This is a genomic window from Ottowia sp. oral taxon 894, from assembly GCF_001262075.1.
Taxonomy (GTDB): Bacteria; Pseudomonadota; Gammaproteobacteria; order Burkholderiales; family Burkholderiaceae_C; genus Ottowia; species Ottowia massiliensis.
This window is the reverse complement of the sequence record NZ_CP012073.1, coordinates 2,590,823-2,606,143: the sequence shown is the minus strand read 5'-3', so window position 1 is coordinate 2,606,143 and position 15,321 is coordinate 2,590,823. Positions and strand designations below refer to the sequence as shown.

Here is a 15,321-nt window from a genome sequence, read left to right as displayed (position 1 = left end):
GGCATTCATCCTTGTCGGGCGAGCATGGAGCGAAAGCGCGAGACGGCCAGCGCCAGAAAGAGCGCGCCGGAGACGGCGATGCCCGCCAGCTGCGGCGCGATGGCCCGCACGCCCGCGCCCCGGTAGATGACCGCCTGCGTGAGCGACACGAATTGCGTGGTGGGCAGCCAGCGCACCAGCTGCTGGAGGGCGGGCGGCATGGATTCCACGGGCGAGGCCGCGCCCGAGAGCAGGTAGGCGATGGCGTACACCGGCACCACCAGCAGCCCGAACTGCGGCATGGACGGCGTCAGCGTGGCCAGCCACATGCCCAGCGCCGTGGCCGAAAACAGATACAGCGCCGTGGCCGCGCCGAACAGCAGCCAGGAGCCATTGACCGGCACGCCCAGCCCCAGGCGCACCACGCCCCACAGCGAGAGCAGGGCCGCCGCCAGAATGACCAGCCCGTTGGCCGCGATCTTGCCCAGGGCGATTTCGCTGGCGCGCACGGGCATGACCAGCAGATGCTCGATGGTGCCGTGCTCGCGCTCGCGGATGACGGCCGCGCCCACCAGCACGATGGCCAGGATGGTGACGTTGGTGGCGATCTGCATCACCGAGGTGAACCACGCCGAATCGTTGTTGGGGTTGAAGTGCAGGCGGCTTTGCACCCGCAGCGGCAGCAGCGTCTGCGCGCTGGAGCCGGGGCCGCGCAGCCAGGCCATCGTTTCCTGAAGAAAGATTTGCTGGAAGTAGGCCGCGCCCAGGCTGGCCTGCGTCATGGCGGTGGCGTCCACCAGCACCTGCACCGCCGGGCGGCGGCCCGCCAGCGTGTCGGCCTCGAAGCCGGGCGGAAACTGCACCACGAAGATGTACTCGCCCGCATCCATGCCCGGCGCAGCCTGATTGCGCGCGATCAGCGCCGGCGGCTTGAAGTGGGGCGGGCGAATGGCGTCGCGCAGCCGCAGGCTCAGCGACGAGCGGTCGTCGTCCACCACCGCCACCGAGGCATTGAACACGTCGGCGCGAATGCCGTGCGCGATGCTGACGATGGCGAAGGTGAAGGCAAACACAATCAGCGCCACCAGCACCGGGTCGCGCGCCAGGCTGCGCAGCTCCTTGCCCGTGAGCAGCCCCACGTTCAGCAGCCAGCGCCCGGCGGCGCTCATCCAGCGCGCACGCATGACGCGGCCCTCAAAGCCGGGCGGGCACAAGCGGAGAAAAAAGCGGGCAAGGCATGAAAAGGCATGGCGTGGCGCATCAATAAAAGGAGCGAATTAACGGGGTCTGAAAATGGCATCTGCGCAGTTTCCACTAGGACATCATGCTATGAATCAAGGAGCTGAAACAGGCCCTTTGCCTCACGCCTCCTGCTTGCGCAGCAGCAGCCGCGCGCCCGCCAGGCAGGCCAGGGCCATGAGGGCCAGCATGGCGTAGGGCCAGCCGAAGCTGCCCGCACCCAGCCCCTTGGAGAAAGCGCCCAGGCTCACCAGCTGGAACCAGGACGACGGAAACGCCTTGCCGATGACGTAGCTGGCGCCGGTCATGGTCGAGACGGGGTACAGCAGGCCCGAAAAATTGGCCGATGGAATCAGGCACAGCAGCGAGCAGCCGAAGATGGCCGCCACCTGCGAGCGCACCAGCGTGGAGGCCAGCAGCCCCAGCGCCGTGGCCGTCAGCGAAAACAGCAGCCCGCCCGCCAGCAGCGCCCAGAACGAGCCTTTGAGCGGCACGCCAATCACCGCCACGGCCAGCAGCGCCAGGCTCACGAAACTCGCCGCCGCCAGCGCGGCATAGGGCAGCTGCTTGCCCAGCAGGTACTGCCCCACGCTGGCCGGCGAGGCGTAGAGATTGACGATGGAGCCGGTTTCCTTTTCGCGCACCACGCCCAGCGCGGTGAGCATGGTGGGCACCAGGATCATGGCCAGCATGATCACGCCCGGCGTGATGGCGTAGATGCTGCGGAACTCCTGGTTGTAGACAAAGCGCGTTTGCACCGTGACGGGCCAGGCCGCCGCCGCTGCCGCGCTGACGGGCAGCGGCTGGCTGCGCAGCAGGCGCTGCGCGTAGTCCAGCGTGATGGCGCTGGCGTAGGCGCGCACGCTGGCGGCGGTAAAAGGCACGGCCCCGTCAATGGCGAAGTCGATGCCGGGCTGCCGCCCGGCGGCCAGGTCGCGCCCGAAGCCCGGCGGCACATCAATGAGCAGGCGCAGGCGGCCATCGCGCAGCCAGGCATCGCCCTCGGCGCGGCTGGCAGGCGAGGGCTGCTGCGCAAAGTAGCGCGAACCCTGGAACTGCTCGATGAAGTGGCGGCTGGCGGCGCTGCGGTCGTGGTCAATGACGGCAAAGCGGATGTTCTCCACGTCAAACGAGATGCTGTAGGCCGCAATGCACAGCAGCGCCACCGGCCCCAGCAGCGCGAAGGCCAGGCGCAGGCGGTCGCGCGCCAGCTCCAGCGCCTCGCGGCGGGCGAAAGTCCAGGCCAGGGCGAGCCAGCGCGCCAGGGCGCTACGGGGCGCTGGCGGGGCCGAGGCCGCCGCTTCGGGCGCTGGCGGCGCGGCTGGCGGGGCTGCGGGCAGGAATTCAGGCGCGCCTTCCGCGCCTTCTCCATCCTCCGCGCTTGCCTGGCCATCCTCGCGCGCGGCGTCTTGCAGCCAGGCGATGAAGGCCCGCTCCAGATCGCCGCCGCCGCGCGCGTCAGCCAGCGCCTGCGGCGCGCCCACCACCAGCACGCGCCCCCGGTGCATGAGCGAAATGCGGTCGCAGCGCGCGGCCTCGTTCATGAAATGCGTGGACACGAAGATGGTCACGCCCTCCTGCCGCGACAGGCTGGCCAGGCGCTGCCAGAACAGATCGCGCGCGGCGGGATCGACGCCCGAAGTCGGCTCGTCTAGGATGAGCACTTCAGGCCGGTGCAGGCAGGCCGCCGCCAGTTGCAGGCGCTGGCGCATGCCCAGCGGCAGCGCGGCGGGCAGCGCGTCGGCGTGCGCGCGCAGATCGAACTCGTCCAGCGCGCGCTCCACGGCCTGCGCCGCCGCAGGCGCGGGCATGCGGTACAGCCGCGCGTGCAGCCACAGGTTGCGGCGCACGCTCAGCTCCTCATACAGCGAAAACGCCTGCGACATGTAGCCCACGCGCATGCGCGTGTTCATGTCGCCCGCGCGGATGGGCTGGCCCAGCAGGCGCGCGCTGCCGCTGGTGATGTCCAGCAAGCCGGTGAGCATCTTCATGGTGGTGCTCTTGCCGCAGCCGTTGGAGCCGAGAAAGCCGAAGATTTCGCCGCGCCCGATGCGAAAGCTCACGCCATCGACGGCCGTGAAGCCGCCAAAGCGGCGCGTCAGCCCGCTGGCCTCAATGGCAGGCGCGCCGCCCGTGTCGCGCCAGGGCGCGATGCTCAGCGCGCCGCCCGCCGGGCGCTTGGCCGGCGGCAGCAGGGCGATGTAGGCCTCTTCCAGACTGGCCGCGCCCGTGCGCTCCATCAGGCTGGCGGGGCTGCCCTGGGCCAGCACGCGGCCTGCGTCCATTGCCACCAGGCGCTCGAAGCGCCCGGCCTCGTCCATGTAGGCGGTGGAGACGATGACGGTCATGCCGGGCCGCTCGCGCCGCAAGCCTTCCACCAGCGCCCAGAACTGCTGCCGCGAGAGGGGATCGACGCCGGTCGTGGGTTCATCAAGAATGAGCAGCTCGGGGTCATGCACCAGCGCGCAGCACAGGCCAAGCTTTTGCTTCATGCCGCCGGAGAGCTTGCCCGCCGCGCGGCCGGCAAAGGGCGCCAGCCCCGTGGCGTGCAACAGCCGCGCCTGGCGCGCCTGCCGCTCGCGCGCGCCCAGGCCAAACAGGCGCGCGAAAAAGTCCACGTTCTCGGCCACGCTCAGCGTGGGGTAGAGGTTGTGCCCCAGCCCCTGCGGCATGAAGGCAACGCGCGCGGCCAGCGCGGCGCGGCCCCGCGCGTCGGCCAAGTCCTGCCCCAGCGTCAGCACGCGCCCGGACTGGATGCGCTTGACGCCCGCCGCCAGCGCCAGCAGCGTGGATTTGCCCACGCCATCCGGCCCCACCAGCGCGATGCTCGCGCCGCGCGGCAGCTCAAGCGACACCTCATGCAAGGCCAGCGCCTGCCCGTAGCGGTGCGTGACGCCGCGCAGCGCCACGGCGGCGTCAGCGGGCGCTGCGGCGGGCTGCGGCGCGCCGCCGCTCAAGGCGCGCCCCCATCAGCGGGCGCGGCCCCTGCGGCCTTCTCCTGCGGCGCCTGCGCGGCGCTTTCCGGGCCGGCCTGCGCTTGCACCTGCACCTGCAATTGCGCGGGCCAGGGCTGGCTGCCGGTGCGCACGTAGCCGTCGCCCGTGACGCCGCCTTTGAGAACGCCCGGCCAGGCCAGCGCCGTCTCGCGCGGAATGCGCAGCTTCACGCGGTAAACCAGGTTTTCCCGCTCGCTGGCCGTTTCCACGTATTTGGGCGTGAATTGCGCCTGCTCGTCCACCAGGGCCACCGTGGCGGGCAAGGCGGCGGACAGGCCTTCCAGCGTGACGCGCGCCTCATCGCCCACCTTCAGCCGCCCGGCCACGGCAGCGGGGAAGAACACCGTCAGCCAGGCATCGCCCGCGTCCAGCAGCGTGGCGACGCGGCTGCCCGGGGCCAGCATGGCACCCGGCTCGGCCAGGCGGTATTCGACGCGCCCGTCCAGCGGTGCGCGCAGCTGCAGCGATTCCAGCATGGCCTGCGCCAGCTCAATCTGCGCCTGCGCTTCTTCTGCGGCGTGGCCTGCGGTTTGCACGGCCCCTTGCGCGGCCTCCAGCACGGCGGTTTCGGCGTCAAGCGCCAGCTGGCGCTTTTCCAGCTCCACGGGCGAAATCTGCTGCTGGCGCAGCAGGCTTTGCGCCTGCTGCCACTCCAGCCGCGCCAGCGCCGCCTTGCGCGACTGCGCGGCCTGCCCGGCGCGGGCGCGCGCCTGCTCCGAGCGCGCGCGGGCCAGCGCGGCGCGCGCCTGCGCCAGTTTGGCCTGCAATTCGCCGTCTTCCTGCACGGCCAGCACCTGCCCGGCCTGCACGCGCTCGCCTTCCTGAAAGGCCGCTTCGCGCAAGCGGCCAGGGTATTTGGCAGCCACATCCACGCGCGTGAGTTCCAGCCGTCCGTTGGCGCGGTAAATGCCCTCGGGCAGCGCCTGCTGCCGCGCGCCCGGCCACCACTGCGGCCACCACGGCGGCAATTTCTGGCAACCCGCCAGGGCCAGCGCGGCGGCCAGAAGAAAAAAGCGCAAAGGCGGACGGTTGAAACGAAGGGCCAGACGGGCAAAAGCAGCGGTCATGAAAAACTTGATAGGGGGCAAAACGCCGGGCATTGTGCGCAGCCGGATCATCCAAGTGATTGATGCGTATCAACTGTGCGCCTGAATTTGAACATGAGTGTTCAATTCATGACTAGCATTGCGGACGCAAGAGAAATTTCATTCCGCAACGCCATGCCAGAAAAAAAACCTGATTCCGCCCTGCTGGGCGTGCGCCGCCTGGATTTGCTCACGCATGCTGCCTTGGCGCGCCTGTCGTTTTCCATCTCGCCCCAGTCTATGGCCCTGGCCGTGACGGACTGGGCCACGCACCTGGCGGCCAGCCCCGGCCGGCAGCTTCAGCTGCTGCGTTTGGCCGGGCAGCTTGGCGGACGGCTGCTGGCCTACGCGCAGCGCCTGCTGCTGGCCGATGGCCTGCGGGCCGCGCAGCTGCAAGGCGATCAGCCCCTGGCCGCCGAGCCGCCCGTGCAAGACCGCCGCTTTGCCGACCCGGCCTGGCAGTGGTGGCCCTTCAACCTGCACCACCAGGCTTTTTTGCTGCAACAGCAGTGGTGGGAGGCGGCCACGCAAGACGTGTGGGGCGTGTCTGCGCATCACCAGCAAGTGGTTTCCTTCGCCGCGCGGCAGTGCCTGGACGTGTTTTCGCCCGGCAACTGGCTGCTCACCAACCCCGTCGTGCTGCAACGCACCTGGCGCGAGAAAGGGGCCAACCTCACGCGCGGCCTGAACTACTGGCTGGATGACTTCCAGCGCCTCATGGCCGAAGAGCCGCCCGCCGGAGCCGAGCGCTTCACGCCCGGGCGCGAGGTGGCCGTGACCCCGGGCAAGGTCGTGCTGCGCAACCGGCTGATGGAGCTGATCCAGTACGCGCCCGCCACGGCCAAGACGCGCCCCGAGCCGGTGCTCATCGTGCCCGCGTGGATCATGAAGTACTACATCCTGGATCTTTCGCCGCACAACTCGCTCGTCAAATACCTGGTGGACCAGGGCCACACCGTGTTCTGCATTTCATGGAAGAACCCGGATGAAAACGACGGCGATCTGGGCATGGACGACTACCTGAACCTGGGCTTTCGCGCCGCGCTGGAGGCCATAGAAGCCATCGCGCCGGGCCATGCCGTGCACGCGGCGGGCTACTGCCTGGGCGGCACGCTGCTGGCCATCGCGGCGGCGGCGCTGGCGCGCGACGGGCAACTGGGCCGCCTGGCCTCCATGACGCTGTTTGCCGCGCAAACCGACTTCAGCGAACCCGGCGAGCTGAGCCTGTTCATCGACGAAAGCCAGATCGCGCTGCTGGAAGCGCAGATGACCCAGCGCGGCTGCCTGACCGGGCGGCAAATGGCAGGCGCTTTCCAGATGCTGCGCTCCTATGACCTGCTCTGGTCGCGCCTGCTGGGCGAATACCTGCTGGGCGAGCGCCGCCCCATGAACGACCTGATGGCCTGGAACGCCGACACCACGCGCATGCCCGCCCGCATGCACGCGCAGTACCTGCGGCGGCTTTTCCTGCATAACGACCTCAGCGAAGGCCGCTACCTTGTGGACGGCCAGCCCGTCTCGCTGGGCGCGCTGCGCCTGCCCGTGTTCTGCGTGGGCACCGTGGCCGACCACGTGGCCCCCTGGCGCTCGGTCTTCAAGCTGCACCGCCTCGCGCCCGCCGAAATCACCTTCGTGCTCACCAACGGCGGCCACAACGCCGGCATCGTCAGCGAACCGGGCCACCCGCGCCGCCACTACCAGATGCTCACCCGCCACGCGGGCGGCGACAGCCTGACGCCCGATGCCTGGCTGGCCGCCGCGCCCCGCCACGAAGGCTCGTGGTGGCCCGCTTGGAACGACTGGCTGAACGCCCGCTCCGGCAAACCCGCCCAGCCTCCGCGCATGGGCGACGCCGTGGCCGACGCGCCAGGCCAGTACGTATTGCAGAAATAAAAGACAAACCAGGTTCCGGCCTTGGCCCATGCAAAACCCCGCATCGTTTTCCCCACCCTGAAGCAAAGGAGCTTTCATGAGCACGACCCAAGACCAATCCACCCGGAACCTGCCCTTCACCCTGCACAAGCTCAATCTGGAGCTGCAAGTAAAACTGCTGCGCCTGTTGCAGGAAAACAGCCAGCAATGGCTGGACTACAGCCACCGCCTGCTGCATGACAGCATCAGCGAAAGCGACGCCGCCATGCAAAGCCTGCTGGACGCCGACGACTGGCGCAAGCTCGCCGACCTGCCCAATGACGCCTTCTGGCAGAAAGTGCAGCGCCGCCTCAGCGACAGCCAGGCCGCCATGCAGGCTCTTTTGAAAACGCAGGCCAGCTTTTCCACAGGCGCGCAGCAAGCCATGCAAGCCTGGCAGAAAGACCTGGCCCAGATTCTGGGCGCCATAACCCAAGGGCAGCCGCAAAACCCGAGCGGCCAGAACGCCTTGCAGGCCTGGCTGCAACCCTGGCAATGGCTGCAAAACCCGGCCAAGCCCGAACCCGCAAAGGCCGAAGCCAAGGGCAAGAAGCCCGCCCAATAACCAAACTTTCAAGGCCGCGCCTGCCGCACGGGCCATTTGAAAATGAAAAGCCTGCTTTCCATCTGGAATGCAGGCTTTTTCTCTTTTTCCACATGGCCCGTTTTCTCAGCAAAGGCCTGTTCAGAGTCGGCTGCAAAGAGCGAAAGGGATGGGCTGCAAGGTGCAGAAAGGTTGTGTGACTTGCTGACGATTTGCAAGGCAGCCGCCTTCAAGGCTGCGCTTTTCGTGCTCATGGACAAACAGCAAATGGATTCAGAGGGCTTCAAAAAATAGCTCCTGAATCAATAGCATGAGGTCCTAGTGGAATCTGCGCGAGATGGCTTTCAAGCGCCTTGAATTCGCTTCTGTTTTTGATTCTTTCTGGCGGGCGCAGGCTGCGCTGCCCCAAGCGCCGCACGAAAGCGCGCAAAAAAGGCCGCTGGCAAAGCGGCCTTTTTCATCATGGCGGGGCGCGCAGGCTGCGCCGCTCAGTGCAGCCACAGGCGCATGCCGTCCCACATACGGCCAAGCCAGCCGGCTTCGGGCACGGCTTCCAGCGCGATGAGGGGCTGCTCGCTCAAGGTCTGGCCGTCCAGCGACACCTTGAGGGTGGCAATGGCCTGGCCTTGCGCGATGGGGGCCACCAGCGGGTCGGGGCGGGCGATTTCGGTTTTCAGATTGCTGGCGCTGCCATGCGGGGCGGCCACGATGATGGGTTGCGTGCGGCCCAGCTTGAGGGTGTTGCTGGCGCCTTTCCAGATGCGGGGGGAGGCGGCGGGTTCGTTGGCGTCAAAGAGTTTCACGCCTTCATAAGCGGTGTAGCCCCAGTTCAGGAGCTTTTGTGACTCATTGGCGCGGGCCGATTCGCTGTCGGCGCCGAGCACGATGGAGATGAGACGGCGGCCGCCCAGGCCGGGAAAGTCGCGCTTGGCGGTGGCCACCAGGCAGTAGCCAGCGGCTTTGGTGTGGCCGGTTTTGAAGCCGTCCACCGTGGGGTCGCGCTGGAGCAGCCAGTTGCGGTTGTTTTCGTTGCTGGCGGGGGTGCCGGAGTAGCGGTATTTCTTGATGCTGTAGTAGTGCATGTATTCAGGAAAGTCCTGGAGCAGCCGCGTGGAGAGGGTGGCCAGATCGCGCGCGGTGGTGGTGTGGCCCGCTTCGGTCAGCCCTTCGGGGTTGGTAAAGCCCGTGTTTTTCAGGCCCATCGCCTTGGCCTGCTCGTTCATGAGGCGCACGAAGTTTTCAACGGTGCCGCCCACGCCCTCGGCCAGGGCCACGGTGGCGTCGTTGCCGGACTGCACGATCATGCCCTTGAGCAAATCTTCCACGGGCACCTGCATCTTGGGGTCAATGAACATGCGCGAGCCAGGCATCTTCCACGCGCGTTCGGAGACGGGCAGGCGCTGCTCCAGCGTGACTTTGCGCGCGCGCAGGGCGTCGAACACCAGATAGGCGGTCATCAGCTTGGTCAGGGAGGCTGGTTCGACAGGCTCGTCAATATCTTTGGCAGCCAGAATCTGGCCGCCTGCCGTTACGTCCACCAGCATGTAGGCGCGCGCGGCGATGTCGGGCGGCTGGGGCAGGGTCTGGGCGGTGGCCGCCAAAGCGGCTGCGGCGAAAAAAAGCGCGGCCAGCGCGCGGGCAAATCGCGTCATTTCAGGATGAAAAAAAGGGGAAAAGGACGGTTCAGGCTCAAGCCAGGGAGCGCAAATGGCGCGCGGCCAGCCCCTTGAGCAGCGGCAATTGTCCGTGAAAGAAATGCCCGCCTCCGGGAATAACCGTGACGGGAAGTGACTGCGGCCGCGCCCAGTCCAGCACGGCGGCCAGGGGCACCGTGTCATCGGCCTCGCCATGCAACACCAGCGTTTTTTCATGCAGGCTTTGCGGCACGGGCGGCACGGCAAAGCGCGAAGCGGCCGTGCCCACCAGCACCAGCGCCGCCGGCTCGTCACCGGCTTGCGCCAGGCTGGCTGCGGCCTGCGCGGCCACAAACGCGCCGAAAGAAAAACCGGCCACCGCCAGCGCCTCGCCGCCCTCGCGCGCCTGGCTGATGACGGCCAGCATGTCGCGCGCCTCGCCCCGGCCTTCGTCATGCACGCCCGCGCTCGCGCCCACGCCCCGGAAGTTGAATCGCAGCGCGCGCCAGCCGCACTGCACGAAGGCGCGTGCCAGCGTTTGCACCACTTTGTTGCTCATGGCGCCGCCAAAAAGCGGATGCGGATGGGCGATCACGGCCAGGCCGCGCGCGGCCTGGCTGCCGGGCTGGCTGGCGCCGGGGCGGTCCAGCAGCGCCTCAATGGCTCCGGCCTCGCCTTGCAGGGTGAGAGATTGGGTGTGAGCGTTCATGGGCTGGCGATTTTGCTTCAGAAAAGATAGCTGCCTGCGCCCATTCCACAAGGGCTGGCGGGCGATGGAGCGTTGAGGCCCCGATGCTGAAACGGCAAGCGTGCCAGCAAGCGGCAAAGGGCAGAGGGTGGGCGCGGCAAGCCGCCCGCGCATGCCTGGGTGTATCAGAAACAGGAGCGAATTCAAGGGATCAGAATGCCGCTTCGCGCTGATCCCACTAGGACCTCATGCTATGGATAAAGGAGCGAAATCAGGCCATGCGCCGGGCCGTCTTTTTCTGCGCTTTGCGGCCTGGCCGCGAGCAGGCTCCGGGCTGCCGGGCGCATACTCGCCGCCCTTTGCGCAACCGCTTCTTTCACTGCCATGCCCCTGCACATTGCCATTGCCCAGATCAACCCCACTGTGGGCGACTTGCCGGGCAACGCCCGCCTGATTGTTGAGGCCGCACGCGCGGCGCACGCGCAGGGCGCGCGGCTGCTGCTCACGCCGGAGCTGGCAGTGTGCGGCTACCCGGCGGATGACCTGCTGCTTCAGCCCGGTTTCGTTGCGGCCTGCCAGGCCAGCGTGGCGCGCATTGCGCAGGAGACGGCGGCGCTGGCGGATTTGACGCTGGTGGTGGGCCACCCCGCGCCCGTGGCGGGGCCGCGCGAAGCGGGGCGTGCGCTGTGCCACAACGCGGCCAGCGTGCTGCGCGGCGGGCGCATCGTGGCCACGGCGCTCAAGCAAAACCTGCCGGATGACGCCGTGTTTGACGAGCGCCGCCACTTTGTGCCGGGGCCGCCGTCGGCCTGCGTGTTCGAGGCAGGCGAAGGCGCGCAGAGCCTGCGCGTGGGCCTGCTCATTTGCGAAGACGCCTGGCAGGCCGCGCCCGCCGCGCAGGCCAGGGCGGCGGGCGCGCAGCTGCTGGCGGTCATCAACGCCTCGCCCTGGCGGGCGGGCAAGCCAGACGAGCGCCAGCAGGCCATGCGCCAGCGCGCGCTGGAAACGGGCCTGCCGCTGGTTTACGCGAACCTGACGGGCGGGCAAGACGAGCTGGTGTTTGACGGCGCATCGTTTGCCTTGCAGGCCGATGGCGCGCTGGCCGGGCGCGCGGCGCGCTTTGAGCCGCAGCTGTGGCCGGTGCAGGCGGCCTGGCAGGGCGGCCATCTGGCGCTGGCGGCGGATTCGCCTGAATCGCCTGAATCACCCGAAGGCCAGCTTTGGGCCGCGCTGGTGCTGGCGCTGCGCGACTACGCGCGCAAAAACGGCTTTGGGCAGGCGCTGCTGGGGCTGTCGGGCGGCATTGACTCGGCGCTGGTGCTGGCGCTGGCGGTCGATGCGCTGGGCGCAAGCCAGGTGCGCACGGTGATGATGCCCAGCCCCTACACCGCCAGCATCAGCCTGCAAGACGCGCGCGAAATGGCCCGGCGCGTGGGCGTGCGGCATGACGAAATCGACATTGCCCCCGCCTTTGAAACCCTGCAAGCCAGCCTGGCGCCGCTGCTGGAAGGCAAGCCTGCCGATACCACGGAAGAAAACCTGCAAGCGCGCGTGCGCGGCGTGCTGCTCATGGCCTTGTCCAACAAGCACGGCCATCTGCTGCTGACCACGGGCAACAAGAGCGAATACGCCGTGGGCTACTGCACGCTGTATGGCGACATGTGCGGGGGCTTTGCACCCATCAAGGACGTTTACAAAACCGCCGTTTTCGCGCTGGCGCGCTGGCGCAACGCGCACAACCCTTGCGGCACGGTGGACAACCCCATTCCCGAGCGCATCATCACCCGCCCGCCCAGCGCCGAGCTGCGCGAAGGCCAGACCGACCAGGACAGCCTGCCGCCCTATGAAGTGCTGGACGCCATGCTGGCGCGCGTGCTGGAGCAAGGCGATGGCCGCGCCGAATTGGAAGCCGCCGGCTTTGACCCCGCGCAGACGGCGCAGGTGCTGCGCCTGCTGCGGCTGGCCGAATACAAGCGCCGCCAGTCCGCGCCGGGGCCGTGCGTGTCGCAGCGCGGCTTTGGCAGCAAAGACTGGCGTTACCCTGTCACGAACGGTTTGCGATAGACTCTCCCGCCATTTCCAATAATCCTGTCCAGTCCTGCCGCCGGTTATTCATGAAAAGTCCGCCAAACCAGCGGACTTTTTTATTTTCCGGCAGCACGCCATTCCGTCATGATTCAGCCATGAAAATACCCGCGCCGCGCCTGACTTCCACCACGCTGGCGGCTTTTGCCGCGCTTTTTTTCACCCTGCTCAATTACGCCTTTTTTGCCGAGGCCTTGCGCGCCCACCCTTTCCGGGGTGAAAGCGGCGACTGGTTTTTGCTGACGCTGCCGTTTTTCATTTTCTTTTTCATCAACATTTTCGCGCAATTGCTGGCGCTGCCGTTTTTGCACCGCGTGATCATGCCCGCGCTGATCGTGATTGGCGCGGCCATTTCATGGAGCAGCATTTTCCTGAAAGTGTATTTTTCGCGCGAAATACTGAATAATGTTTTGCAAGCCACGTCGGCAGAAACGCTGCGCGTGCTCTCGCCTTCTTACGCCATTTGGGTTGTCGTGTTTGGCATTGCGCCTGCGCTGCTTTATTTGCTGGTGAAAGTGCAATGGCGCTCTTTGGGGCGGGAGCTGGGCTGGCGCATGGCCTGGATAGCGGTTTCGGCGCTGGGCATGGCGGGCATTGCCTGGGGGTTTTATCAGGATTACGCCAGCTTTTTTCGCAATAACCACGGCATCATGAAGCTGGTGGTGCCTTCCAATTTTGTGGGCGCGGCGCTTTCCAAGGCGCGCATGGCCTGGCGCGCGCGCATTCCTTACACCCGGCTGGACGTGAACGCGCGCCAGCTGCCGCCCGCGCCTGGCGCCAAAAGGCGCGTGGCCGTCATCATCGTGGGCGAGACGGCGCGCGCGCAAAACTGGGGGCTGAACGGCTACGCGCGCCAGACCACGCCCCGGCTGGCCGCGCGCAGTGACATCATCAATTTCACACAGGTTTCAAGCTGCGGCACCGATACCGCCACTTCCGTGCCCTGCATGTTTTCCGTCATGGACCGCGCGCATTATGACGAGGCGCACGCCGAAATGCAGGATAACCTGATGGATATTTTCCAGCGCGCGGGCATTTATGTTTACTGGGTGGATAACAATACCGGCTGCAAAGGCGTTTGCAACCGCATTCCCAATGAATTGATCACCCATCGCAATCTGCCCGAATACTGCCAGGGCGGCGAATGCATGGACGATATTTTGCTCACTGATTTCGACAAACTGATTGACAGCGCGCAAGAAAAAGACGCCGTGCTGGTGCTGCACACCATTGGCAGCCACGGCCCGGCCTATTACGCACGCTATACGCCTGAATACCGCCAGTTCACGCCCACTTGCGATACCAATGAAATTCACCGCTGCACCAATGAAGAGCTGGTGAATACGTATGACAACACGCTGCTTTACACCGACAAATTCATTGCCGACGTGATTGGGCGGCTGGAAAAGCGCACGGATATGGCCAGCATGGTTTTCTACGCTTCAGACCACGGCGAATCGCTGGGCGAAAACGGCATTTACCTGCACGGCACGCCGCGCAGCATTGCGCCCAAAGAGCAAACGCGCATTCCCATGATTTTCTGGTTTTCGCCCGCCTGGCTGGAAGAAGGCGATTTCGACATTCAGTGCCTGCGCCAGCGCGCGCAAAGCGGCTCATACAGTCAAGATAACTTCTACAGCACCCTGTATGCCCTGATGCGGCTGGACACGCAAGCGCCCGGCAGCACCTGGCAGCAGGCGCTGGACATCATCCAGCCTTGCCGCCGGGCGGGCCGCTGATGGCCGTCCGCCGCCCTGCGGCGCAATGGGAAAATTCGCGCCCCATGCACCTTCTTGCCCTGAGCGCCGCCGCCGCTGACTTGCTGCAAACCCTGCTGGCCCATGCGCAGCCTGCCGATATGGCGGTGTCGCAGTTCTTTGAAAAGCGCCGCACAGGCTCGCGCGAACGCGCCCGGCTGGCCGATGCCGCCTACGCCGTGCTGCGCCGCAAGCGCTGGTATGAACACCTGGCGCGCCGCTTTGAAGCCGAAGCGCCCGCCGGTTTTGCCAACAGTGCTGACTGGCCCGTGCCGCGCCGCATGGCGCTGCTGGCGCTGCTTGATGGCGAAGGCAGCGAAAGCAGCGATTTTTCAGACGCGCCCGCCGAACTCCGCCCCTGGCTGGCCGCCTGCCGCGCCCTGCAAAGCCAGCCCGCCGGCCTGCCTGAAGCCTGCCGCCACAACCTGCCCGACTGGCTGGCCGCCGCCTTGCAGGCATCCATGGCGCAACAGCCGCAAGACTTCTGGCCGCTGGCCGAAGCCCTGCTGCAAGCCGCGCCGCTGGATTTGCGTGTGAACGCCATGAAGGCCAAGCGCCCCGCCGTGGCCGCCGCGCTGGCCGCAAGCGGCATTCAGGCGCAGGAAACGCCCTGGTCGCCCTGGGGGCTGCGCGTGGCGGGCAAGCCGCGCCTGGCCCATCTGCCCGCGTGGCAGCAGGGCCTTGTGGAAGTGCAAGACGAAGGCTCGCAGCTGCTGGCGCTGCTCACGCAGGCGCGGCGCGGCCAGCTGGTGGTGGACTTTTGCGCGGGCGCGGGCGGCAAAACGCTGGCGCTGGGCGCCATGATGCGCGGCGCGGGCCGGCTGTATGCGTTTGACGCCTCCGCCCACCGCTTGCAGGGCCTTCAGCCGCGTCTGGCCAGAAGCGGGCTGGGCAACGTGCACACCGCCGCCATCGCCCACGAGCGCGACGCACGCCTCAACGCCCTGCAAGGCAAGGCCGATGCCGTGCTGGTGGACGCGCCCTGCTCCGGCCTGGGCACGCTGCGCCGCGCGCCCGGCCTGAAGTGGCGCACCCGCCCTGAAGACATCGCCCGCCTGGCCGAACAGCAGTTTTCCATCGCCCAAAGCGCCGCCCGCCTCGTCAAGCCCGGCGGGCGGCTGGTTTACGCCACGTGCAGCCTGCTGCCGCAGGAAAACGAAGCCGTGGCGCAGGCCCTGTCAAACGCGCTGCCCGGCTTTGCGCCGCTGCACGCGGGCGACGTTCTCGCCGCCGCCAAAGTGCCGCAGGCGGCCCGGCTCACGACTGAAGCGGGGCATTTGCGCCTGTGGCCGCACTTGCATGGCACGGACGGCTTTTTTGCCGCCGTCTGGCAGCGCCGGTAAGGACAGGCGTTCGCGCCCGCCGCTTCATTTCGCATCGTCTCCTTCCGAAAGAAGAAAACC

Annotated in this window: 11 protein-coding genes; 5 read left to right on the top strand and 6 right to left on the bottom strand. The window is 67.2% G+C overall.

Features of this window, described 5'->3' with window-relative positions:
• Window positions 1-5: 5 nt before the first annotated feature.
• The 3 genes from ADJ79_RS11490 to ADJ79_RS11480 all read right to left on the bottom strand — a co-directional run bounded on the left by ADJ79_RS11490 (window position 6) and on the right by ADJ79_RS11480 (window position 5,281).
• Window positions 6-1,163 carry an ABC transporter permease gene (locus ADJ79_RS11490; RefSeq protein ID WP_253273819.1) on the bottom strand — a complete coding sequence of 386 codons (1,158 nt, stop codon included), beginning with the start codon at window positions 1,161-1,163 and terminating at the stop codon, window positions 6-8.
• A 177-nt stretch (window positions 1,164-1,340) separates the two neighbouring features.
• The gene (gene rbbA, locus ADJ79_RS11485) at window positions 1,341-4,175 is read right to left on the bottom strand and encodes a ribosome-associated ATPase/putative transporter RbbA (protein ID WP_050716083.1); all 2,835 of its coding nucleotides are present in this window, start codon (window positions 4,173-4,175) and stop codon (window positions 1,341-1,343) included.
• Window positions 4,172-5,281: an HlyD family secretion protein gene (locus tag ADJ79_RS11480; protein ID WP_172674063.1), complete on the bottom strand. Its 1,110-nt coding sequence runs from the start codon at window positions 5,279-5,281 to the stop codon at window positions 4,172-4,174. The genes rbbA and ADJ79_RS11480 overlap by 4 nt, the downstream gene beginning before the upstream one ends.
• A gap of 153 nt (window positions 5,282-5,434) precedes the next feature.
• On the opposite strand from ADJ79_RS11480, the gene ADJ79_RS11475 reads away from it, so the two are divergent.
• Window positions 5,435-7,192, top strand: coding sequence for an alpha/beta hydrolase (locus ADJ79_RS11475; RefSeq protein ID WP_050716081.1), 1,758 nt, complete (start codon window positions 5,435-5,437; stop codon window positions 7,190-7,192).
• Between the two features lie 76 nt (window positions 7,193-7,268).
• Window positions 7,269-7,775 carry a phasin family protein gene (locus ADJ79_RS11470; RefSeq protein ID WP_050716080.1) on the top strand — a complete coding sequence of 169 codons (507 nt, stop codon included), beginning with the start codon at window positions 7,269-7,271 and terminating at the stop codon, window positions 7,773-7,775.
• Between the two features lie 8 nt (window positions 7,776-7,783).
• Here ADJ79_RS11470 and ADJ79_RS15030 read toward each other — a convergent pair whose 3' ends face one another.
• From ADJ79_RS15030 to ADJ79_RS11450, 3 genes are all read right to left on the bottom strand, one after another.
• A complete protein-coding gene (locus ADJ79_RS15030) occupies window positions 7,784-7,972 on the bottom strand; it encodes a hypothetical protein (protein WP_172674062.1) in 189 nt (62 codons plus the stop codon).
• A 270-nt stretch (window positions 7,973-8,242) separates the two neighbouring features.
• Window positions 8,243-9,406: a D-alanyl-D-alanine carboxypeptidase family protein gene (locus ADJ79_RS11455; RefSeq protein ID WP_050716077.1), complete on the bottom strand. Its 1,164-nt coding sequence runs from the start codon at window positions 9,404-9,406 to the stop codon at window positions 8,243-8,245.
• 37 nt (window positions 9,407-9,443) lie between these two features.
• Window positions 9,444-10,097 (bottom strand): alpha/beta hydrolase, encoded by a 654-nt coding sequence (locus ADJ79_RS11450; protein WP_050716076.1) that lies wholly within the window; start codon window positions 10,095-10,097, stop codon window positions 9,444-9,446.
• Window positions 10,098-10,460: 363 nt separating this feature from the next.
• Here ADJ79_RS11450 and ADJ79_RS11445 point away from each other — a divergent pair, with 363 nt between their 5' ends.
• From ADJ79_RS11445 to ADJ79_RS11435, 3 genes are all read left to right on the top strand, one after another.
• Window positions 10,461-12,140, top strand: coding sequence for an NAD+ synthase (locus ADJ79_RS11445; protein WP_050716075.1), 1,680 nt, complete (start codon window positions 10,461-10,463; stop codon window positions 12,138-12,140).
• Window positions 12,141-12,259: 119 nt separating this feature from the next.
• The gene (locus tag ADJ79_RS11440; protein ID WP_050716074.1) at window positions 12,260-13,900 is read left to right on the top strand and encodes a phosphoethanolamine transferase; all 1,641 of its coding nucleotides are present in this window, start codon (window positions 12,260-12,262) and stop codon (window positions 13,898-13,900) included.
• Window positions 13,901-13,944: 44 nt separating this feature from the next.
• The gene (locus tag ADJ79_RS11435; protein WP_050716592.1) at window positions 13,945-15,261 is read left to right on the top strand and encodes an RsmB/NOP family class I SAM-dependent RNA methyltransferase; all 1,317 of its coding nucleotides are present in this window, start codon (window positions 13,945-13,947) and stop codon (window positions 15,259-15,261) included.
• The last annotated feature ends 60 nt before the right edge of the window (window positions 15,262-15,321 follow it).